The organism is Ruegeria sp. AG6 (assembly GCF_056541565.1).
In genome coordinates this window covers 66,234-86,783 of record NZ_JBQFYQ010000011.1, presented here as the reverse complement: position 1 = coordinate 86,783, position 20,550 = coordinate 66,234, and the positions used below count along the sequence as shown (strand labels likewise).

Below are 20,550 nucleotides of genomic sequence, written 5' to 3'. Positions count from 1 at the left end.
ATTGTCCAAACTGACCATGCGGGGGCTGCTTTGAGTTCTGACGTTTTTGCGCCGTGGAATGACCCACAGGCGAAACCCTTGATCCAGTTCCAGAACGTGACCAAGCGCTTTGGCGAGTTCACGGCGATCGACAACCTGTCTCTGGATATTTTCGAACGTGAGTTTTTTGCCCTGCTAGGCCCTTCTGGGTGCGGCAAAACAACGATGATGCGGATGCTGGCCGGGTTCGAGACCCCGACCGAAGGCCATATCCTGCTGGGCGGGCAGGATATTGACCCCATCCCGCCGAACAAACGGGCCGTGAACATGATGTTCCAGTCCTATGCCCTGTTCCCGCATCTGAGTGTCTGGGAAAACATCGCTTTCGGTCTGCGCCGAGACAACATGCCCAAGCACGATCTGAAAGATCGGGTCGAAGAGATGCTGCGCCTGACCCGGCTGGAACAGTTCGCCCGTCGCAAACCGCATCAGATCTCGGGCGGTCAGAGGCAGCGCGTCGCGCTGGCGCGCTCGTTGGCCAAAGCGCCCAAGCTTCTGCTGCTGGATGAACCGCTGGGCGCGTTGGACAAGAAGCTGCGTCAGGATACCCAGTTCGAATTGATGGATATCCAGGAAAAGACCGGCACCACCTTTGTCATCGTCACTCATGATCAGGAAGAGGCGATGACAGTCGCCACCCGCGTCGCGGTGATGGATCAAGGCCAGTTAAAGCAAGTGGCCACCCCGGATCGCATCTATGAAAACCCTGAATCTGTTTATGTCGCTGACTTCATCGGAGATGTGAACATAATTGAAGGCCGCGCGACTCCATCCGGAGAGGACGCCTATCAGATCGATTGGGCCGAAGGTCAGGCCCCGTTCACGGCATCTTCGCCTGCCGGTTTCTCAGACGGCCAGCCCTGCCATCTGGCGATCCGCCCCGAGAAAGTGACAATCTCTGCCGAACGGCCCGTCGATGCGGTCAACGCCGTGCAGGGCAAGGTTCACGACATTGCCTATCTGGGCAATCTGTCCACCTATCACGTTGAATTGGCAAACGGCACAATCATCAAGGCGCAGACGGCCAACACCCGCCGCATCTCGCGCCGTTCTTTCACCTGGGAAGACCCGGTCTGGCTGTCCTGGACAGCCACGGCTGCGGTTCTGTTGGCCAACTGATGCGCCGCGCCGTTCTGATCGCCATTCCTTACGTCTGGCTGTTGGCACTGTTTCTGGTGCCGTTCTTCATCGTTCTGAAGATTTCGCTGTCGGATACCGCGCTTGCCATACCCCCTTATGCTCCGACTTTGGACCTGTCTGCCGGTTGGGCGGGGATAAAGGAGTTTTTCAGCCAGCTTGATCTGGAGAATTATGTCTGGCTGACCGAGGACGACCTGTATTGGAAAGCCTACCTGTCCAGCGTCAAGATCGCTTTGATTTCGACCTTCCTGACACTGCTGGTGGGCTATCCCATTGCCTACGGCATGGCCCGCGCGCCTCAGGAATGGCGACCGACACTGATGATGCTGGTCATCCTGCCCTTCTGGACTTCGTTCCTGATCCGGGTTTACGCTTGGATGGGCATTCTGTCGAACGAAGGGTACCTCAACCAGATCTTGCTGTGGACCGGTATCATCTCGACGCCGCTGACGATCCTGAACACGTCAACTGCCGTCTATATCGGCATTGTCTACACCTACCTGCCTTTCATGATCCTGCCGATCTATTCTGCGTTGGAACGGTTGGACGGATCATTGATCGAAGCGGCCGAGGATCTGGGGTGTTCCCGTTTGCAGGCCTTCTGGTTGGTGACCATCCCGCTATCCAAACCCGGTATCATTGCAGGGTGTTTCCTGGTGATGATCCCTGTGATCGGTGAATTCGTGATCCCATCCCTTCTGGGTGGTTCCGGTACGCTGATGATCGGCAAGGTTCTGTGGGAAGAGTTCTTTTCGAACCGTGACTGGCCGGTGGCAAGTGCGGTGGCCATCGTGCTGCTGCTGATCCTTGTCATTCCCATCGTGCTGTTCCAGCGCAACCAGCAGAAACAGGCGGAGGCCGAGGGATGAACAGATTGAGCTGGTTCAACACGGTTTCGCTGACGCTGGGTTTTGCGTTTCTGTACATCCCGATGATCATCCTGATCGTCTTCAGCTTCAACGAAAGCAAGCTGGTCACGGTCTGGGCCGGGTTTTCGACGAAATGGTACGGAGAGCTGCTGCGGAACGAAGCGTTCCTTGATGCCGCCTGGGTCACGATCCGGGTCGCGGTCTTTTCGTCGACGCTGGCGACAATTCTTGGAACGGCCGCCGCTTATGTACTGGTCCGCAGCGGGCGTTTCTTTGGCCGGACACTGTTTTCCGGCATGATCTATGCACCGCTGGTCATGCCCGAAGTGATCACCGGCCTGTCGCTGCTTTTGCTGTTTATTGGCATCGGCCTGGATCGGGGTATTCTGACCATCGTTCTGGCGCATACGACCTTTTCGATGTGTTTCGTTTCCGTTGTCGTATCCTCGCGCCTCATCACCTTTGACCGGTCGCTGGAAGAGGCTGCGCTGGACCTTGGGTGTTCGCCCGCGCAAGCCTTCCGTCTTGTTACCCTGCCGATCATCGCACCTGCGGTAATCTCGGGCTGGTTGCTGGCCTTCACCTTGTCACTTGATGATCTGGTGATTGCATCCTTCACTTCGGGGCCGTCGGCGACGACATTGCCGATCAAGATATTCTCGGCCGTGCGCCTTGGTGTCAGCCCGGAAATCAACGCGTTGTCGACGATCATGATCGCTGTGGTGACGGTCGGGGTAATCACGGCCTCGCTTGTGACCAAACGCGCGATGGTACGTCAGCAGCAGGACGAAATGGCCGCAGCGCGCACCGAATGAAGCGGATTTTTCCAGACTACGCCTATGGCAGCGAACCTCGCGACGGCTGTTGGTGGGACGAAACTGTTGCCAGCCCGGATTGGCCGAACTTCCAGGGCGACATGCATGTGGATGTGGCCATTATTGGCGGTGGATTTACAGGCGTTTCGGCTGCTCTGCATTTGGCTGAAGATGCTTCGGTTGCGGTTTTCGAAGCCGGCGCACCGGGGTGGGGTGCCTCGGGCCGAAATGGCGGGTTTTGCTGTCTTGGCGGCTCAAAACTTGGCCACGCATCCATGCAGCGCCGATTTGGCCGCGATGCTGCTTTGGACTATGCGGCAGCGGAACAGGAAGCGGTCCGACTGGTCGCTGATCTGTTGGCACAGCATCAGATCGATGCGGATACCCACTCCAGCGGGGAAACCCAGCTGGCGCATTCCAGGCGGGCGATGGACATGCTGCGCCGCAATGCCGACGAGGCGGGAACCCTGCACGAAGCCAGAGACCTGCCCGCGAAGGGCATGGGTGGCGCGTTTCATGGTGGATACACTTCGCCGGTTGGTTTCGGGTTGAATCCCCGCAAATACCTGTTCGGGATTGCCCGAGCCGCCGAAGCAATGGGCGCGCATCTGTTCCGGAATTCCCCAGTTCTGAGCGTTGAAAAAACGGCGTCCGGCTTTGTGTTGCAAACGCAGAGCGGGCCAGTCAAAGCGCAGGCGGTGTTGGTGTGTACCAACGGCTACTCCAGCGAGGATATCCCGGCCTGGATGTGCGGACGATACATGCCTGCCCAGTCGACCGTCATGGTAACGCGACCCCTTGGCCAAACCGAGCAGATGGCACAGGGATGGACATCGGATCAGATGTGCTATGATACGCGCAATCTGTTGCACTATTTCCGCCTGATGCCGGACGGGCGTTTTCTGTTTGGTATGAGGGGCGGCCTGCGGTCATCGGCCGAGGCTGAAGCAGCCATTCGGCGAAAGGTTCAGCAGGATTTCAAACATATGTTTCCTGCTTGGTCGACGGTCGAGGTCACTCATATCTGGTCCGGTTTGGTGTGCCTGTCGCGGGCCCTGACACCTTTTGTCGGCCCCGTTCCGGATCAACCGGGGATGTTCGCCGGTTTTGCATATCACGGCAACGGCGTCGCCATGGGCACGTATTGCGGTCGAGCATTGGCGCGGTTGGTTCTGGGGCAGGACTCCAGGCTGCCGGTCGTGATGACGCAAACACCGGGTCGGTTTCCTTTGGGTCGCTGGCGCCGTGTGCTCATGCCGCCAGCCTACGCCATGCTGGCACTGGCCGACCTGCGATGAGGCGGGGCGTTACAGAATTGCGGTTTCCAAGTTCAAACCTGTCGCGTAATCGGGCGCACCATTTTCAGCGCGCCAGAGGCAATACGTCGCCATGCGCCACGCATACCATGGCCTGAGCTGTTCATAGCGCGCGACGATTTCGGGCCTGCCGTAGGCCGAAAGAAACTGGTCTTCCTCTTTCTTCGACAGCGGTGAGCCTCGGTAAAGCTGCTGCATAGCAGGCGACAAAAACAGCGCAAGGTCTTCGCAGGGATCGCCCTGGGCCGGGCATTGCCAGTCGATCAAGGTCAGACCACCGGTCGCCACCAGGATATTGCCTGCCACGGGGTCGCCATGGATCAGGCACGTCTGTTGCGTGGGTGCGACCGAATTTGAAGGTTGCAAATCAGCGAGTTCGTCGCGCCCGTTTGACGTGCAGCCTTGCAGAATTCTTTTTCCATGAGCGCGCAAGTCTGCGCTGCCATTGCATCCGGCTGGCGCCTGGACGGCAATGGGCAGGGTATGAAGCTTGCGCAGCAAGGCGCCAACCTGGGCTGAATCCTGCCGCCAGGGGGCTCCGGGGGCGTGGTCGTAAAACACCCAACGGGCTTCTTTGTATTGCCCTGTGGCCCGCAGCCTTGGCACGAAGCCCGTGGTGCCAAGCGCCTTCAGACATTGGGCCTCCAACTCTGCATCATTGCGAAACAAAGGATTGCGCAACGCTGTGCTGTAGAGTTTCAGGACTTTGTCACTGTCGCGGCCCTTGACCTTCCACACCCTGTTGGTGCGCCCGCCGTACAAGGTCTCGAACCGGGGATGCGCGTTGACCAATCCTTGCGCGTGGAGATGGTCAACCAGATCACGAGGGGGGGCAGGCAGGTCGGGCAGAGGTTCCATCACTTCTTATGGCGAGTCGATTTGCCAAGGTTTGGCCCGTCCCGCCCGACAGATCAAGCACCAGTTCGGACTGCGGTGACCTGAGTTGCGGGAACCACCTGACCGCCCTGCAAGGTCAGTAAAACAGCATCGTCGCCAACCTGTGCTTCGACGACGCGATTGTAGGCGGCGACAGGTTTTTCGGAGAGCAACTTGTCGCCCTTGTAGCTTTCCAGAGTTGCGGTGTAGTTGCCTGATGCCAATGGATTGCCTGAGGAATCCACTCCGGCCCAAACAAACTCCTCAGTTGTCGTGGGCACGGTGACATTATCGATCACCGTGCCGTCACTGTCGCGGATCACCAATTTCGTCGCGTCCGCATCAGGGGCGGCCTGGGCAAACAATGTCACGGGCTGGCCGGCAAAGTGAAAGGCTGATGTCGAACGGACGTCCATGCCCACCCAGCTTGCAAGCTCGTTCAGTTTTGTGCCGCCCAATGCGTTGGCCAGGTTGGACAAGAGGTCATTGGTCTGGACTTGTTGCTCGACCATCGAGAACTGCGCCAACTGAGACGCATATTCGGTCGAATCCATCGGCTCCAGCGGATCCTGATTCTTTGCCTGCGCCGTTAGCATCAGCAAGAAAGTCTCAAAGTCGGACGTAATCGCGGATTTCTGAGATGCCCCGGCCTTTTGTTGATCCGCAAAGGGCTGCGCGGTGTTGACAGGCGTAATCATTGGTCAAAACCTCATGTCGATGCCTTGGCCCGAGGCCAGATACTGTGTTTGGGAAGTTGTGTGATCGATCGGTTCATGCGGCGCAGCTTCAGAATGTGAAGGGGATTGTGTGTCAGCGTCGTTTGCATCCTTTTGATGTGCGCTAGAACCCCAAGAGGTTCCCAGGTCAAAGCTCAGATCCCCATAACCCAGCTTCTGAAACTCTTCTGTCAGAACGGACAAATGACGCCGCATTAATTCGAGGGTTTCCGGGCGCTCGGTCGCAATGGTGATTTGCAGGCCGTCCTCCCGACCGTTCAGAACAATCGACACACGCCCAAGCTCTTCCGGATTCAGCGCTATTTCCGTTGCTCCTGATCCGATACGAGTCTGGACAGCTGCTGACAGCTGACCAGCAATCGACCGGGCGATTTCCGTTCGGGCAGCAGTGGACGGAACCGTAATTTGAGGCGCGGACTCACGCGAGGTCAGCGGCAAAGGTTCCTCTCTGGCGGCCGGCAGGGCCTCAGCTTCGATAACGGGTGCCACGGGTTCGGCTTCAACGGCAGTTGCCATCAGCTGAAGCTGCGCCACCGAGGGCGCCCGGTCAGGCGCTGACGGTTTGGGCGTCGGAATGTTCACTTCGGGCAACGGCTTCTTTTCAGGGTCCAGCGGAAAGGGGACGGCCCCCGTTTGTTCGACCGTGCCTGTGGGCTTTGCAAGCTGATCAAACATCTGGCCGATTTCGGTCATGGCTGTCACTTGCACAGGTTGGGACGTCGGACCCAGCGCCTTCTGCGAGAGCGCCGGAACCGGGGAAGGCGTGTCGCTTTGTGTGGGCAAACATTTTGGTACTGATACCGGTGGTTGTTTCAGTGTTTCCGAGGGTGCTTGATTTACCTCCGCCAACTGAACCGGCACCACCTTTACCTCGTCCAGGTCCGGGGTTTCCAGGAATGCAGAAGGGGGTTGCTGTTCGCCGATGTGTTCTGAAATCGGGGTGGGATGGGTCGTTTCAGATGCCTCGGCCGTTGTCTCCGGCACAGGTTCGGGCTCTGATTCGACAATTTTCAGCTCGGCATTGATGGCAGCGTTTTCGCCTTCAGGGCGGCCGGTGGCACCAACCTCTTGCCCGAGGATATCCTGAAAGCTCTCCGAGCCAGTGTTTTGGCCCGGAGCCTTACGAGATGTGACGGCTTTCTCGGTTGTGGTCGGCGTTGCGTTCGCCAGCGTTAGGGGGTTGGGCATTTTGCTCCGGCTCCGTGTGACTGGTCGGAACACTGCCTGTAGGAAGTTACGTTTATTTTAACCGCTTTCACCTTTGATCGAGAAAGTTCGAAGCAAATTCGGAGAATGCCATGAAGGTTTCCACCCTTCCTCACGTATCTCAATTACAGTCACCCCAGACCCGGCTGAAAAACGCCGCCATAGAGCTGGAGGCCGCGTTTCTGGCCGAAATGCTGAAATCTGCCGGGTTGGGAAAGACCCGTCAGTCCTTTGGCGGTGGCGCCGGTGAGGATCAGTTTTCTTCGATGCTTGTTCAACATCAGGCGCAGCAACTTGCCCGGTCCGGTGGCGTGGGCCTTTCCGAAATTCTGTTCAAGTCACTGATGGAGAAAACCGATGACTTCTAAGGCCGATAAAGCGTTGATCAAGTCTTTGGAAGAAGTCCTGGATTTGGAACGTGCAGCACTTGTGCAGGGGGATCTGGACCGTTTGTCCAGCATGGTGCCTGAAAAAGAAAAGCTGATCGGGGCAATCAATGATCTTCAGGTGCTGGAAAGTGAGGCACTGATTCGCGTCCAACAGAAAGCCGAGCGCAATCAGGCGCTGCTGAACAGCGCGGCTGAAGGCATCCGGGCGGTCGCCAGCCGAATGGCTGAATTGCGGCGCGTTCGGCAGGAATTCAGCACCTATGGTGCAGACGGACAGCGAAGTGAATTCGCGGTGCGCAGCACGGCAAAGCTGGAAAAGCGGGCATAGGCAGAATTTTGATTCAAATCCGAAATTTCTGGGCCGGGCGCTTTAGCACTCCGTTAGGGGATCGAGTTCAAAAGTGGTGTTGCACCTGAGATCAACAGGTGGCGCGAACGGCCACGCGGCGCGTCGCACAGGTCAGAAAGACACCAATGCCCGCAAATAGTGCGGGGTGAACATGGGCAAAATGGCCCGAACGAAAAGGATGAAAGCTATGTCCAGCATTCTGACAAACAATGGCGCGATGGTTGCGCTGCAAACTCTCAAGTCGGTCAACAAAAACCTGGCGATGACCCAGAACGCGATCTCGACCGGCAAGGATGTCGCAACGGCCAAGGACAACTCGGCAGTATGGGCGATTTCCAAAGTGATGGAGTCGGACGTCAAAGGTTTCAACGCCATCAAGGACAGCCTCGCGCTTGGCGAATCGACCGTCGCCGTTGCCCGGAATGCCGCAGAAACCGTCACTGATCTGCTGACCCAGATGAAAGGCAAGATCGTCGCCGCGCAGGAAGACAACGTTGATCGAGGCAAAATCAATGATGATGTGACTGCTCTGAAAGATCAGATTGCGTCCGTTGTCAGCGCAGCGCAGTTCAATGGCCTGAACCTGGTTGACGGCTCTGCTGGTTCCGCTTCGGTTCTGGCGTCGTTGGATCGTGACAATACCGGGGCCGTGACCGCATCGTCGATCACCGTTGCAGGGCAGAACCTGTCAACCGGCGGTTATGTCACCAAGCAGGTTTTTGACGGTTCGACCGGCGCATCGGCAGGCAACGATCGCGTCGGCGCAACCATCGACAACGGCGCGACTGCTGCGACCGCGCTGGTCACCGACGAATCCAGCGGTGCATTTGCCGCCGGCGACAAGGTTGTCGTCGCGATCAACGATCAGGTCGTGTCCTATACCGTGTCTGCCGAAGACGCCGCCGCGACAACAACCGGTGATCTGGTTGCCGTTGGATTGAAATCGAAGATTGAAGAGCTTGGGATTACCGGTCTGACCGTCGACTATGACTCGGGTACAGCAGGAACCCTGTCCATCACCAACGGTACGGGCTCTGACATTTCATTCTCGGCTCAATTCGTGAACGCCGGCGCAGGTGGTCTTGCCGCGCTGGCCGGCATTGATGTATCGACCGGTGCGGGTGCGACCGCTGCCCTGGCCGCCGTTGAATCGCTGATCGATACTTCGATCGATGCATCAGCTGCTTTCGGTTCCTCCCAAGGCCGGATCGAAACTCAGAAAGAGTTCATCTCGAACCTGTCCGACTCGTTCAAGTCAGGTATCGGGTCTCTGGTCGACGCGGACATGGAAGAGACTTCGGCGCGGCTACAGGCGCTTCAGGTTCAGCAACAGTTGGCAACACAGTCGCTTTCGATCGCCAATCAGGCACCGCAGTCGATTCTGTCGCTGTTCCGCTAATTCGCGAAATCGGTTGGGGCGCGTTCTTCGCGCCCCATCAATGACTGCCTGATGACGGCCCTTTGGAAGGATTTCAAGTGACACCGCAAACCCTAGCCCATCAAACTTATGCGCAAACCACCGCGCCGACTCGGACGCCTCGAGACACAGAATACGAAGCGATTTCAAGGATCACACGGCGCCTGAAGGCAGCAACAGCACAAAAGGCAACGGATTTTTCGGGTTTTGTTCAGGCCGTGCACGAAAACCGGCGGCTATGGGGGGTGCTCGCAACCGGCGTTGCCGATTCCGAGAATGCCCTGCCCAACGACCTGAGAGCCAGGATCTTCTACCTTGCCGAATTCACCGAACAACACAGCAGCCGCGTTCTGGGAGACGGCGCAACCGTTGAGCCGTTGGTGGAAATCAACACGGCCGTACTGCGCGGGTTGCGCCAAATGAGGGCAACTTGATGAGCGGTCTGGTCCTAAAGCTTGCCCCGAAAGAAAGGGTTCTGATCAACGGGGTCGTAATTGAGAACGGCGATCGCCGCGGCCGGTTTTCGATTATGACGCCCCAGGCAAATGTACTTCGATTGCGGGACGCGATTCATCCGGATGAGGTGAATACGCCGGTGCGCCGCGTCTGTTATGCCGCGCAGCTTGTATTGTCAGGGGACATCGAACCTTGCCAAGCACGTCAGCAACTGTTGCGCCGCGTGGAAGAGCTGAGCCAGGTTTTTACGGATGCAGATAGCCGTCGGGTCTTGGCCGAAGCCACGGATGCCCTGGTTGCAGAGCATTATTACAAGTGCCTCAAATCGCTTCGCTCGCTTCTGCCGCGCGAAGAGCGGCTGATGGCTTACCAGCAATGACATTCCAACCCGTCATCCCAAGCGGCGGAATCGTGGGCTGGCGGTTCCTGCAACGTACCTATGAAAGTCAGTTCCAGAGTTTTTCGTCGTCAGCTGCAAATGAAAGAGAGACAAAGTATTTTCTGGACAACATCGGGAAAATCCAATCCGCTGAAGAGCTGGTTTCGGATCGCAGGTTGTTGCAGGTCGCTTTGGGTGCGTTCGGTTTGGAAGGAGATTTGGACAACCGGTTTTTCATACGCAAAATCCTCGAGGATGGGACACAGGCGGATGACGCGTTGTCCAATCGTTTGGCCGACAAGCGATACCGGGCATTTTCTGACGCCTTTGGGTTTGGTCCCGGAGCTGTCCGAAAAACCGCGCGGACGTCCGACATGGAGCAAATCGCCCAGGCCAATTTGACGGCCAGGTTTGAAATCGCCGTTGGCGAGTCGGATGAAACGATGCGAATTTCGCTCTATGCACAACGAGAGCTTTCGGATCTTGCCAACAGGACCTCAAGCGCAGACACAAAGTGGTTTGATCTTATGGGGTTGCCCCCTTTGCGCAGCATGATGGAAACGGCACTTGGACTGCCGTCATCCTTTGCGCAGCTGGACATTGACAAACAACTGGTCGAGTTCAAGGCCAGGTTGCTCAAACTGACCGGCTCGGATGACCTGGCACAGTTTTCGAACCCAAAGTCTGTTGAGAAACTGACCGACACCTATTTGGCCAGAAGTCAGATTGCGCAACTTCAGAACACGATCTCGCCGGCGCAGACCGCATTGATCTTGTTGGAAGCCGTTTGAGCAGAACGCCTCCGGATCGAAGTGATCGGTGAAGCATGATCGCAAGGGCGTCACGTTGATCAAGGCAATGCGGGTTTCTTCAGAACTGCAAACGACAGGCCTCAACCGTTCAGAATCTCATCGGCTGCGGTTCGTAAAGCGTATGATCTGACGGGACGGGACACATTGTGCAGATTGACGTCTCCCAGCGGTACAGCATTGGAACAGGCCGGTTCGATGTCTTCTGAAACGACAATGCGGTGCCCTTGCGACTTGCCGAACTCGCCCAAACGTGCGGCGATGTTTGCGGCCTGACCGATAACTGTGAAATCAAGCCGTTCGCGAGATCCCACATTGCCGTAGGTGACACGCCCATACGCGACGCCGATCGAACAGTCGCAATGCCTGTCCGTACCTACTTTTCGCAGCTCTCCCAAAGTTTCGACGATTTTGATCGCCGAGCGCTGGGCATTGGTGCGGGCCGTACTGGCATCCTCGTCCGTTGCCGGGAAGACGGCAAGCACAGCGTCGCCAATGAACTTCAGGACTTCTCCGTTGTTGTCATGAACAATGCCCGAGACCGTTTCAAAGAACTCGTTCAGCAGATTGATATACTCGCCCCGGCCCAGCTTCTCTTCCAGGCTCGTTGAATTACGGAGGTCGCAGAACATGATGGCGGCGTCGATCTCATCCCCGTCACCCCGCCTGATTTCGCCGCCCAATACGCGCGCGCCGGTGCGTTTGCCGACATAGGTTTCCAGCAGGACCTGCGCGTTTTCGCGCTGCATGAACACTTCGTAGAAACGGGCGATTACCGAGGAACATTCAAAGACAAGGCCCAGATTTTCGGTGGTAAACCCGTCCGGGTGATCGCAGGTCAGCGTCAGAACATTGGTGCGCCCGTCGGAAAACGGCAAGGGCATGGCCACGTAATCTGTTGCGCCCTTGGCCCGCAGGTCCTCCATGATCGGGAAGCTGTTATGCGGGTTTTCATCATTCAACCTTTGCCGCACGCCACCCAGGCCGTTCGAGACATGCCGCAAGGGGCTGTTGATGAAAGCTGGGTGATCATAGATTTCGTATGTCGGAGCCCGGGTCAGAATCTCTTCTTCATCTTTTTCCCAGATATAGTGCTTTCCCGCGATCAGGGGGTGAAGGGACCAGGCCAGAATGCTCAGCCTTTGTATTGCGATGCCATGCTCCAGCATCTTTTCGGCCAGCGCTTCGGTAAAGCTTTCGGGCGTTGCCGCGGTCGAAGCACCACGCATCAACCAATCAATCAGGGGCCCGCTGATGTTGCCGTCTTCAGGTTCGCGAAGGCGGTTGTCGCCCAGATCGATCTTCGTATAGGCGCCGGGCACAAAGCCGATACAGCCTTGAATGGCCGCGCTTTCGGGCAGGGCTTCCTCATAGGCCCAGACAGAATTGGCCAGGTTTTCGGACCCCAGATTGATGTCGTGATACGTGGCAGTGCCTTTGAACGGGCAGAATGTTTGCAGGTCTGTCTCTTCGCTCAAATCAACACAGACATCCGCGCGGGGAACATAGATCGTGGGCGGCAGGCGCGTTTCATACATCACCTTGGCATCTGTGCTTTCAGCCAAAAGCACATCATTGCGATAAATGGCAATTGTGCCATTCAGCGATTCAACCGATATTCCATACCCATTGATTTTTGGTGCGGCGTGGACGTTCATATGCGACCTCCCTTGCCTGGGTTTTTTCTAGAATGGGGCTTTGCATCCCACATTCCAAGAGGCGCAGAAGGGAAAAGTGCCAACGCATACGGTCATGCAGCAAGGTTCAGACCATTTGTATGACGTCTTTTTCGATGGACAGCATGTACCCTTTTTTGGCGATGTTTTTGACCAGAAGTTCACTGACCATCTGATTGCCAAGCGCATCCCGCAACCGTTTGATCCGCGTCGCGCCTGCGGCTTCGTCGCAATCGGCTTCATTACGGCCGGAAATCATCGCCTCGATCTGGGCGCCGGACAAAACCTCATCATCCAGTCGCGATTCAGCCAGAACCGACAAGGTTTCCATGGCGGCAGGCGTGAGTTTGAAATCCATGTTGTTGAGGTAGACGGTGTTTTCCTCGCGGCTGATCAGCAACGAAGTCACCTGAATGCCGGTGCGTTCGATCTGCGCCATGCGTCGGTTCAGCAGTACCAGCATAACCAGAAAGACCAATGCCGAGGCCATCATGGCACAGGCAAAAACCAGAAGCACATAGATCACCATCCGATAGCTGGACAGGGTGTCGGCGAAGGCGGTGCCGGACTGGGCCAGAATTTCAAGCAGGCGAATCTCGGTCTGTGAAGTCAGATCGGTCTCGATGAACAATCGCTCGACCCGCGCGTTGAATGCGTTCGCGTCCGGCAGGGTCCAGAACAGGAAAACGGCAGCGGTGATCAGAATGGCGATAATGGCTGCGACGCCCAGCACAACCAGACGGACCCCCGACCGGCGTGCGTCAGAAACGGAGATAGAATTGTCCGGCATTGCCTTTCCTCTGATCCAACCCTTCCGGCCCGAAAACGGACTGCACTTCAAGCAAGGTCCAGCCTGACGCGCTCAGGCGCTGGGCGATTTCTGCTTGGGCCTGGCCCTTGTCGCAGTTCGAGACCTGGATAACCCCATAATGCAAACGCAGCGGGTTGTCTTTCTTGGCCTTGTAATCCGCATAGCAATCCGCCGCAGACGCAGCAGAGCCAAGCGATATCAGGACCGCAAAGGTCAGAGAAGAGAGGATCTGTTTCATAGGCCGCATCCTGCGCACGAGTCGCCGCGATATTCAATAACCCAAGGGGTATGCGGGTTCTGATATCCGATAACACCGGGCCGTTATTGCTTGTCTGGGCCGGTCGCCCCCAGTGTCAGGGCAATCAGGACGCGCTCCGTCACACGGTCGCCCAAACACTATGAAGGACACGCATCATGCATAAGAAATTCATCGCATTCATCGTTGCGACCGCGGTTGCAATAACCGGGGTGTCTGCGTCTCAGGCACGGGCTGCGGACGCAAAGGACATTCTTGGCGGGCTGGCCGCCATCGCGATCATCGGGGCCGGGGTTCACTATTACAACAAGGAAAAGAAAAAGGATCGGGCGACTCGCCACCAAACCTATACCCCGGCACCTTACACGCCGCAGCCGGTGCGCCCTCTGCCGCCGCGCGTGGCGCGTTATGATCTGCCCCAGCGCTGCCTGCGCACATTTAACGGGTATTCACAGGATCATCCGCTGCTTGGGCCGAAATGCCTCAAGAAGCATTACAAACATGCCAATAGCCTGCCGCAAGAGTGCAAAGTCGGTTTCTGGAATGGGCAAAAGGTCAAGCGGGCATACGAACCCGCGTGCCTGCGCCAGAAAGGATACCGTGTCGTTTACCAGTAACACCGGTTGAGCAGGAGCGGCGCCAAAGAAGCGCCGTGTGAGAGAGGGCGGTGTGGGCTGCCCTCTCTTTTTTTCTTGCGGCGCTGTGTGAAACACGGTTTTCCAAAGGCATGACAAAACCAGATTTCGAACTTGAACAGGCGCTGCTGGGCCGGGGCCATTGCCGCATCGCGGGCGTGGATGAGGTCGGGCGCGGCCCTTTGGCCGGCCCGGTCGTCGCGGCAGCGGTGATCCTGAACCCACAGGCCATCCCCGAAGGGTTGAATGATTCCAAGAAGCTGACGGCCAGACGTCGGGCCGCCCTGGATGCCGAGATCCGGCACAGCGCCGAGTTTGCCGTGGCCGAAGCCTCGGTCGCCGAGATTGACGAGATCAACATCCTCAGGGCATCGCATCTGGCGATGCTGCGCGCGGTTGAGGCACTGTCGCCGGCCCCCGATTTCCTGCTGATCGACGGGAATATGATTCCACGCGGCCTGAAAATCCCGTCGCAGGCCGTCGTGAAGGGGGATGCCCGATCGGTGTCGATTGCAGCCGCCTCGATCCTTGCGAAAAACTGGCGCGATCAGGTGATGGTGGATTTGGCGCAACAGCATCCGGGATATGGATGGGAAACCAACGCCGGTTATCCGTCAAAACAACACAAGGAAGCGCTGCAAAATCTTGGCGTGACCCCACACCATAGACGTTCGTTCAAGCCAGTGCACAATATCTTGTATCAAGAGTAAATCGTAAGTCGCTGATTCAAAAAAGAAATTGACGGCGAATCGTCTTTGACTCATCCTTGTCTCAACCAAATGAGCGCAAAAGCGCCGTGGATACTTGAGGCAGTGATATGACAACGACCACCAAAAAGGGCGCAAAAGCGCTCCCTTTAAACACGATTCTATCCGGGGACTGCATCGAAGTGATGAACAGTCTGCCCGAGGCGTCGGTTGACCTGATTTTCGCCGATCCTCCGTATAACTTGCAGCTGAAAGGCCAGTTGCACCGCCCGGATAACTCTCAGGTGGATGCGGTTGATGATCACTGGGACCAGTTTTCCAGCTTTGGTGCCTATGACCAGTTCACGCGCGAATGGTTGAAGGCAGCACACCGTCTGCTGAAGCCCAACGGCGCTATCTGGGTGATCGGTTCTTACCACAATATTTTCCGTGTAGGCTCGGCTTTGCAGGACGCAGGATATTGGATCCTCAACGATGTGGTCTGGCGCAAGTCGAACCCGATGCCGAATTTCCGGGGCAAGCGCTTTACCAACGCGCATGAGACGATGATCTGGGCCAGCAAACGCGAAGGCGCGAAATACACCTTCAACTATGAGGCGCTAAAGGCTCTGAACGAAGGCGTGCAGATGCGCAGCGATTGGGTTCTGCCGATCTGCACCGGGCATGAGCGTCTAAAAGATGAAAACGGCGACAAGGCACACCCGACACAAAAGCCGGAATCGCTGCTGCACCGCGTGTTGATTGGCTCGACCAATCCGGGCGATGTGATTTTGGATCCGTTCTTTGGCACAGGTACAACCGGTGCAGTCGCCAAAATGCTGGGTCGCGAGTTCATCGGGATCGAGCGCGAGGAAAGCTACCGCAAGGTGGCCGAGAAGCGTATTGCCAAGGTCCGCAAGTTCGATCGTGAGGCTCTGGAAGTTAGTGCCAGCAAACGCGCCGAACCGCGCGTGCCCTTCGGGCAACTGGTCGAACGTGGCATGCTGCGCCCGGGCGAAGAGTTGTATTCCATGAACCAGCGCCACAAAGCCAAGGTCCGGGCCGATGGCACATTGGTCGGTGACAACGTCAAAGGCTCGATCCATCAGGTGGGCGCCCATCTGGAAAATGCGCCGTCCTGCAATGGCTGGACCTATTGGTGCTTCAAGCGTGACGGCAAAACGGTTCCGATCGACGTTCTGCGCCAGCAGATCCGGGCCGAGATGAACTGATACAAAGAACACCGCCGGTGCCTGTGGCCTGACACAAGGCACTACGCCTTGCCCCGCCGATCCTACGGCGGGGTCTTTTGTTTTCGGATCAACAGTGATTGCATGTTGTTGACCCTGACACTGCAAGAAAGATCACGGCCATGACCGAGACAACCGCGCAGCCCCGCCGCAGTCTGTTTTTCACGGAACCTGACACGTTCGATCTGGACAACAAATACACCGAGGCCGCGTTGGAGCGGCACAAGCGAGAAGGGTTGGAACTGGCCGTCCGCGCGCGCTGGGTGGCGATGGCACTGACCGGGGTTCTTCTGGTTTTCCTGAACCCGCAATGGGAGGTGCTTTGGTATCACTTCATTCTGCTGCTGATCTGCGCCAACGGTTGGCTGATCCGCCGTTCCGGTCGGGTGGGGCAATCGCGGGTCGAGCTTCTTTTGATCTTCGTGGATCTGCTGATCATGACCCTTGGAATGATCGTGCCCAACCCGTTCAGTGACGATGTTCGCCCTCTGGCCATGCAATACCGGTTCGACAATTTTCAGTACTTTTTCGTCATCCTGGCGGCTGGAACCCTAGCTTATTCCTGGCGAACGGTCATTGCCATCGGTTCGTGGACGGCATTGATGTGGACGATCGGTTGGATCGTTGCCTCGTGGGTGGCAACGCCGATTCCGGGGATCAGCGAAAAGGTTGCAGAGGCCTTGCAGGGCTATCCGGATGTTGCCGAGCTGTTGGACCCCAACAGTTTCATGGTCCCTCAACGTATCCAGCAAGTGATCGTATTCATAATGGTCGCGGTAACGCTGGGCATTTCGATGCGGCGTCTCAATCAATTGTTGATGAACAACGCAGGATTGGAACGTGAACGGGCCAACCTGTCGCGGTATTTCTCGCCCAATGTGGTGGATGAGCTGAGCCAGAACGATGAACCGCTGAAACAGGTCCGCAAAGAAGATGTGGCCGTTCTGTTCATCGATATCGTCGGGTTCACCAAATACGCCGCCGGGCGGGATCCCTATGAAGTGATCGAGGTTCTGCGCGGGTTTCATGCCCGTATGGAAACCGAGGTATTCCGGCACCACGGGACCTTGGACAAGTATCTGGGCGACGGTTTGATGGCGACCTTCGGCACTCCGGTGCCAACGCCCCTGGACGCGAGCAATGCCCTGGACTGCGCGCGTGCGATGGTGGGTGTGATCGACCGTTGGAATCTGGAACGTCGCAGGGTGGGAGAGCCCGAAATCCATGTCGGCGTTGGGGTGCATTACGGCTCGGTCGTACTTGGGGATATCGGTGCCAACCGGTTGGAATTCGCGGTGATTGGCGATGCGGTCAATGTGGCGGCCAAGCTTGAGGCACTGACGCGTGATTTCAAGGCGCGTATCGTTGTCAGCGATGCCGTGCGTTTGCGGGTTGAGGAAGAAAACCCGCAGGCGCCGGAGGTCATGGCCGGTTTTGGTGCCTGCCGCGACCAAACCGTGCGAGGGGTCGAGGCGCCGATGGATGTCTGGGTGATGAAAAGCTGAGGGCCTCCCGCCCGTCAGAACAGGATCGCAGATGCAGTGCTGACAGTTGGGTCAAGCAGCGCGCCAGTGCGCGCTGCGGTCACGCTTTGGGCATGGGGTTCAAAGATTTGTTGTAGGGGTGCCAGTCGGTGATCTCGGGATAATAGTGGCGTCGCCACGCGCGAACGCGCGGGTTCATGACCCGCCGCCAAAGCGGAGGGATCATAGCGAACACGGTCATGACGGGATAGCCATAGGGCAATTGTGGGGCTGCGTCCGACGCGTGATGTTGCAGCAGCGGAAACCGGCGATTGGGTTTGTAATGGTGGTCCGAATGGCGCTGAAGATTGATCAGCAACCAGTTCGAAGCTTTCTGCGAGGCATTCCAGGAATGGCGTGGCAGGACATGCTCGTACCGTCCGTCGCCCAGGTGTTTTCGGGTCAGGCCGTAATGCTCGACGTAATTGACCAGCTCGAGCTGCCAGATCGCGACACCAGCCTGAAGCAGAAACAGCGCCACGCCGGACCATCCTCCGATCAGGCCGGCCAGTGCCAGCATCCCACCTTGCAGCGCCCAGTACCGCCAGAACGGGTTTGAACGATCTGTCCACGGTCTGCCGATGCGGGCCAGCTTGTTGCGCTCGGCGTTGAAGGCCGAAACCCAGCATTGCCACAGAACGCGGGGATAGAAGCGATGGAAACCTTCGTTGTAGCGCGCCGTTACCGGATCGCGTGGGGTGCCAACATGGCGGTGATGGACCAACAGGTGCTCGGACCGAAAATGAGAATACAGCACCATGGCAAGAAGGATGTCCCCCAGCCAGCGTTCCATATGGCTTTTCTGGTGCATCAACTCGTGGCTGTAATTGATCCCAATCGTGCCCGAAATGACGCCCATGCCAAAGAAGAGGCCGATTTTCTCAAGCGTTGACAGATGGGTGCCGTGGGTTGCGTACCAGATCAGACCAAAAAGGGTGATGAACTGGATCGGGGCCCAGAGTTTTGTCAGTAATATGTACCATTGCAGCGCCGTGTCCGGCGTCTCGGGGTCGGCGTTTTGCGTGTTGAGCCCGGTGATCCGGTCCAGCACTGCAAAAGCCCACCAGGTTGCGGCAGGAACCAGCAGCAGTGACCATCCACCGGTGGCAGCTGAAAACCAGACCAGCGGAATCAGCAGCAGCGACACCCAGAAAGGGGATGCAGATTGCCAGCGGGACAATGTGCCTGTTGCGATCATCTTTTCTGCTCCGACTTTACGGAGATATCCTAGCCATGGCCCGAAGATTTGCACAGCGGACTTATTGTCCTCGCCAAAGATCATAGGCCTTGCGCATCACGGTTGGCAGGTCGCCGGGCCTGAAGCTGTGTTTGTCTACAACTGTCAGATGTTCGGGTATGTCGTGATCGGCGGCATCCGTGGTCCAGATCCGCAAAATCAGGTGGAAATGCGTAAGTGTATGGCGGACTTCGCCCGGCAACATCTTCCAATTCGCCGGGAACGGAGGCCGTTCGGCCGGGGCATCGTTCCACTCTGATCCGGGCCAGCCCAGCATTCCGCCCAGCAAACCTTTGTCAGGCCGGCGTTCCAGCACCATGGCCCCGTCTGCGCTTTGCGCAACATACACGTGCCCATAGCGCGTGGATTTGGGCTTTTTGGGTGTTTTTCGTGGCAAGTCGGCCTGGGTTCCTGCGATACGGCTCTGACAGGGGTCACGCAGGGGGCAGATGCCACATGCCGGCGACTTCGGCGTGCAGATGGTTGCCCCCAAATCCATGACCGCCTGTGCGTAATCGCCGGGGCGTGTGGCCGGTGTCAGGGCCGACGCCTTTTCCTTCAGCAGGGGTTTGGACACGGGTAGCGGATCGTGAATGTCATGGAGCCGGGCCATGACACGCTCGACGTTTCCATCCAGCACGGTTTCGGGTCGATCAAACGCAATGGCCGAGATCGCAGCGGCGGTATAGGGGCCTATGCCAGGTAGGTTCAGCAGTGTTTCAAAGCTGTCGGGAAACCGGCCATCGTAGTTCTGCGTGACGGTACGTGCGCATTTCAAAAGATTGCGGGCGCGGGCGTAATAGCCAAGCCCGGCCCATTCCCCCATGACCTGATCGTCCGGTGCGGCGGCCAGAGCCTGAACCGTAGGCCAGCGGGTGGTGAAGCGCAGGAAATAGTCGCGAACGGCGGCAACTGTTGTTTGCTGCAACATCACTTCGGACAACCAGACCCGATAGGGATCGGGGCGCATCCCGGCAGCGCGATCTGCCGGACCGATGCGCCATGGCATTTCGCGGGCGTGGCGGTCGTACCACTCCAGCAACGCATCACTGACGGTGAATTCAGCAGAGTCACGCAAGTTTTATTCAACTCCCGGTCGGGTTTCGCTGGCACATGGTGGCCTGCCCAGTACAATAGAGGTGTAGGAGCAGGAAACCAGATGCAACGCAGACGTTCTTCGACCCGCGGGTTCAAACGCACCGCATCCTTGCTGAACGATCAGATCCGGCGCGCCGGGGAAAGCCGGGGGTTTGCCGTGTCGCGGCTTTTGACCCACTGGGCCGAGATTGTCGGCCAGGAAACCGCCGCCATCGCGCGCCCGGTCAAAGTGGGTTATGGCAAGGGCGGATTTGGTGCCACCCTAACTGTGTTAACGACCGGGCCACAGGCTCCGATGCTGGAAATGCAGAAGGAACAGCTGCGCGGCAAGGTAAACGCGGTCTATGGCTATAACGCCATCAGCCGTGTCCGTATCACCCAGACCGCTCCGACCGGATTTGCCGAGGGGCAGGCCAGTTTCGACCACAAGCCGAAGCAAGCCAAACCCCAGATTACGCCTGACATTGCCGCCGAGGCCGACAAAATGTCACGCGATGTACATGATGTAGATTTGCGCGCGGCTCTTGAACGTCTCGGGCGCAACGTTTTATCCAAACAGAAACGCTGAGAAAGGGCTGAAA

Annotated in this window: 23 protein-coding genes; 15 read left to right on the top strand and 8 right to left on the bottom strand. The window is 57.5% G+C overall.

Annotation, left to right across the window (positions count from 1 at the left end; all coding sequences use genetic code 11):
* Positions 1-30 precede the first annotated feature (30 nt).
* From ACR0I0_RS18065 to ACR0I0_RS18050, 4 genes are read left to right on the top strand one after another with little or no spacing between them, the layout of a single operon-like run.
* Positions 31-1,158, top strand: a complete 1,128-nt coding sequence (locus ACR0I0_RS18065; protein ID WP_480492453.1) for an ABC transporter ATP-binding protein — start codon at positions 31-33, stop codon at positions 1,156-1,158.
* Positions 1,158-2,048 carry an ABC transporter permease subunit gene (locus ACR0I0_RS18060; RefSeq protein ID WP_171637827.1) on the top strand — a complete coding sequence of 297 codons (891 nt, stop codon included), beginning with the start codon at positions 1,158-1,160 and terminating at the stop codon, positions 2,046-2,048. Before ACR0I0_RS18065 ends, ACR0I0_RS18060 begins: the two co-directional genes overlap by 1 nt.
* Complete coding sequence (locus tag ACR0I0_RS18055) at positions 2,045-2,863, top strand: ABC transporter permease (RefSeq protein ID WP_152459300.1); 819 nt, start codon at positions 2,045-2,047, stop codon at positions 2,861-2,863. Before ACR0I0_RS18060 ends, ACR0I0_RS18055 begins: the two co-directional genes overlap by 4 nt.
* Positions 2,860-4,161: an NAD(P)/FAD-dependent oxidoreductase gene (locus ACR0I0_RS18050; protein WP_480492452.1), complete on the top strand. Its 1,302-nt coding sequence runs from the start codon at positions 2,860-2,862 to the stop codon at positions 4,159-4,161. Before ACR0I0_RS18055 ends, ACR0I0_RS18050 begins: the two co-directional genes overlap by 4 nt.
* Positions 4,162-4,170: 9 nt before the next feature.
* Here the strand turns inward: ACR0I0_RS18050 and ACR0I0_RS18045 are convergent, their stop codons facing one another.
* From ACR0I0_RS18045 to ACR0I0_RS18035, 3 genes are read right to left on the bottom strand one after another with little or no spacing between them, the layout of a single operon-like run.
* Positions 4,171-5,037, bottom strand: coding sequence for an aminoglycoside phosphotransferase family protein (locus ACR0I0_RS18045; protein ID WP_209835432.1), 867 nt, complete (start codon positions 5,035-5,037; stop codon positions 4,171-4,173).
* Positions 5,038-5,090: 53 nt separating this feature from the next.
* Positions 5,091-5,753, bottom strand: a complete 663-nt coding sequence (locus ACR0I0_RS18040; RefSeq protein WP_480492451.1) for a flagellar hook capping FlgD N-terminal domain-containing protein — start codon at positions 5,751-5,753, stop codon at positions 5,091-5,093.
* A 3-nt stretch (positions 5,754-5,756) separates the two neighbouring features.
* Positions 5,757-6,980 (bottom strand): flagellar hook-length control protein FliK, encoded by a 1,224-nt coding sequence (locus tag ACR0I0_RS18035; RefSeq protein ID WP_480492450.1) that lies wholly within the window; start codon positions 6,978-6,980, stop codon positions 5,757-5,759.
* A 110-nt stretch (positions 6,981-7,090) separates the two neighbouring features.
* Between ACR0I0_RS18035 and ACR0I0_RS18030 the strand changes: the two genes are divergently transcribed.
* The 6 genes from ACR0I0_RS18030 to ACR0I0_RS18005 all read left to right on the top strand — a co-directional run bounded on the left by ACR0I0_RS18030 (position 7,091) and on the right by ACR0I0_RS18005 (position 10,779).
* Entirely contained in the window at positions 7,091-7,366 is a 276-nt protein-coding gene (locus ACR0I0_RS18030; RefSeq protein ID WP_480492449.1) for a rod-binding protein, read from the top strand.
* Positions 7,356-7,715, top strand: coding sequence for a flagellar biosynthesis protein FlgN (locus tag ACR0I0_RS18025; RefSeq protein ID WP_152459294.1), 360 nt, complete (start codon positions 7,356-7,358; stop codon positions 7,713-7,715). The genes ACR0I0_RS18030 and ACR0I0_RS18025 overlap by 11 nt, the downstream gene beginning before the upstream one ends.
* Before the next feature lie 208 nt (positions 7,716-7,923).
* Positions 7,924-9,135 (top strand): flagellin N-terminal helical domain-containing protein, encoded by a 1,212-nt coding sequence (locus ACR0I0_RS18020; RefSeq protein ID WP_480486462.1) that lies wholly within the window; start codon positions 7,924-7,926, stop codon positions 9,133-9,135.
* Positions 9,136-9,212: 77 nt separating this feature from the next.
* On the top strand, positions 9,213-9,587 hold the full coding sequence (flaF, locus tag ACR0I0_RS18015; protein WP_171637813.1) for a flagellar biosynthesis regulator FlaF: 375 nt from the start codon (positions 9,213-9,215) through the stop codon (positions 9,585-9,587).
* Positions 9,587-9,988 (top strand): flagellar biosynthesis repressor FlbT, encoded by a 402-nt coding sequence (gene flbT, locus ACR0I0_RS18010; protein ID WP_171637811.1) that lies wholly within the window; start codon positions 9,587-9,589, stop codon positions 9,986-9,988. The genes flaF and flbT overlap by 1 nt, the downstream gene beginning before the upstream one ends.
* Complete coding sequence (locus ACR0I0_RS18005) at positions 9,985-10,779, top strand: DUF1217 domain-containing protein (protein ID WP_480492448.1); 795 nt, start codon at positions 9,985-9,987, stop codon at positions 10,777-10,779. The genes flbT and ACR0I0_RS18005 overlap by 4 nt, the downstream gene beginning before the upstream one ends.
* Before the next feature lie 101 nt (positions 10,780-10,880).
* Here ACR0I0_RS18005 and ACR0I0_RS18000 read toward each other — a convergent pair whose 3' ends face one another.
* The 3 genes from ACR0I0_RS18000 to ACR0I0_RS17990 form a co-directional block, all read right to left on the bottom strand.
* The gene (locus ACR0I0_RS18000) at positions 10,881-12,455 is read right to left on the bottom strand and encodes a DUF427 domain-containing protein (protein WP_480492447.1); all 1,575 of its coding nucleotides are present in this window, start codon (positions 12,453-12,455) and stop codon (positions 10,881-10,883) included.
* A 106-nt stretch (positions 12,456-12,561) separates the two neighbouring features.
* Entirely contained in the window at positions 12,562-13,263 is a 702-nt protein-coding gene (locus ACR0I0_RS17995) for a winged helix-turn-helix domain-containing protein (RefSeq protein ID WP_171637805.1), read from the bottom strand.
* The gene (locus tag ACR0I0_RS17990) at positions 13,235-13,522 is read right to left on the bottom strand and encodes a hypothetical protein (RefSeq protein WP_171637803.1); all 288 of its coding nucleotides are present in this window, start codon (positions 13,520-13,522) and stop codon (positions 13,235-13,237) included. Before ACR0I0_RS17990 ends, ACR0I0_RS17995 begins: the two co-directional genes overlap by 29 nt.
* Positions 13,523-13,698: 176 nt before the next feature.
* Here ACR0I0_RS17990 and ACR0I0_RS17985 point away from each other — a divergent pair, with 176 nt between their 5' ends.
* The 4 genes from ACR0I0_RS17985 (at position 13,699) to ACR0I0_RS17970 (ending at position 17,616) form a co-directional block, all read left to right on the top strand.
* Positions 13,699-14,157 carry a hypothetical protein gene (locus ACR0I0_RS17985; protein ID WP_171637801.1) on the top strand — a complete coding sequence of 153 codons (459 nt, stop codon included), beginning with the start codon at positions 13,699-13,701 and terminating at the stop codon, positions 14,155-14,157.
* 110 nt (positions 14,158-14,267) lie between these two features.
* On the top strand, positions 14,268-14,885 hold the full coding sequence (locus ACR0I0_RS17980; protein WP_171637799.1) for a ribonuclease HII: 618 nt from the start codon (positions 14,268-14,270) through the stop codon (positions 14,883-14,885).
* Between the two features lie 107 nt (positions 14,886-14,992).
* A complete protein-coding gene (locus ACR0I0_RS17975; RefSeq protein WP_170427508.1) occupies positions 14,993-16,093 on the top strand; it encodes a site-specific DNA-methyltransferase in 1,101 nt (366 codons plus the stop codon).
* Positions 16,094-16,233: 140 nt separating this feature from the next.
* Positions 16,234-17,616 carry an adenylate/guanylate cyclase domain-containing protein gene (locus tag ACR0I0_RS17970; RefSeq protein WP_171637795.1) on the top strand — a complete coding sequence of 461 codons (1,383 nt, stop codon included), beginning with the start codon at positions 16,234-16,236 and terminating at the stop codon, positions 17,614-17,616.
* A gap of 79 nt (positions 17,617-17,695) precedes the next feature.
* Here the strand turns inward: ACR0I0_RS17970 and ACR0I0_RS17965 are convergent, their stop codons facing one another.
* On the bottom strand, positions 17,696-18,832 hold the full coding sequence (locus ACR0I0_RS17965) for an alkane 1-monooxygenase (protein ID WP_480492446.1): 1,137 nt from the start codon (positions 18,830-18,832) through the stop codon (positions 17,696-17,698).
* Between the two features lie 61 nt (positions 18,833-18,893).
* A complete protein-coding gene (mutY, locus tag ACR0I0_RS17960; RefSeq protein ID WP_480492445.1) occupies positions 18,894-19,949 on the bottom strand; it encodes an A/G-specific adenine glycosylase in 1,056 nt (351 codons plus the stop codon).
* 81 nt (positions 19,950-20,030) lie between these two features.
* Between mutY and ACR0I0_RS17955 the strand changes: the two genes are divergently transcribed.
* On the top strand, positions 20,031-20,537 hold the full coding sequence (locus ACR0I0_RS17955) for a DUF721 domain-containing protein (RefSeq protein ID WP_480492444.1): 507 nt from the start codon (positions 20,031-20,033) through the stop codon (positions 20,535-20,537).
* Positions 20,538-20,550: the final 13 nt, after the last annotated feature.